2 protein-coding genes are annotated in these 715 nt (G+C 44.6%); one reads left to right on the top strand and one right to left on the bottom strand.

From position 1 onward, the window contains the following. A partial coding sequence (locus R7R24_RS26865) for a hypothetical protein (protein ID WP_318120140.1) occupies window positions 1-101 on the bottom strand: 101 nt, incomplete at its 3' end. Between the two features lie 115 nt (window positions 102-216). On the opposite strand from R7R24_RS26865, the gene R7R24_RS26860 reads away from it, so the two are divergent. After that, window positions 217-715: LysR family transcriptional regulator (locus tag R7R24_RS26860; RefSeq protein WP_318120139.1), on the top strand; the 499-nt coding region annotated here is incomplete at its 3' end.

Here is a 715-nt window from a genome sequence, read left to right as displayed (position 1 = left end):
CCGATAGGCAGTTCATGATTGCGCTTGATGAGACCTTCGATAAGCTCAGGCGTGTAACTGGAGCCTGCACCAATAATGGTAATTTTTAGATTCTTTTTCATCGTGCTGTTTCTCGTTATGGATAAGACAGTTTGATTTAAAAGCATCGTGATTCGCTATACAAACCAATTTAAACTTGCTATGCATTAGCCTTTCTAATTTATGTCGAGTGCCAAGATGGACAGAAAACAGCAGATGCTCTCTAACATGTACACTTTCGCCGTTGCTGGTAAGTGTCTCAGTTTTACCAAAGCCGCTGAAGAGTTGTTTATTACCCAAGGGGCAGTGAGCCAACGCATTAAGTCACTGGAAGAACAACTGGGTTTCAGCTTGTTTGTGCGCATGACGAGGCGATTAGAACTGACCAAAGAAGGTGAGCGATTACTGCACGCGCTTAACCAATCGTTTGAGGTGATTTTCTCTGAGCTTGAAGACATCAAATTCAACGAGCTGCGTGGCGAGCTTTACATCGGCGTGGCCCCCACGTTTGCACAGAGTTGGTTACTGCCGCGTATGGTGGAATTTCAGCGTTTGTATCCTTCTCTCAATATCAAGCTTCGAGTAAAGGCAAGCCGATTAGATTTCTTACATGAGCCCGTTGATATTGCGATTTACTACAGTGACAGCGAGCATCCGGGTTTCCATCATCAAAGGCTGTTTGATGAAGAGTTGATGC

This window comes from Vibrio sp. 704, assembly GCF_033339295.1.
The sequence above is the reverse complement of the archived record's forward strand: the minus strand, read 5'-3'. Positions and strand labels throughout refer to the sequence as shown.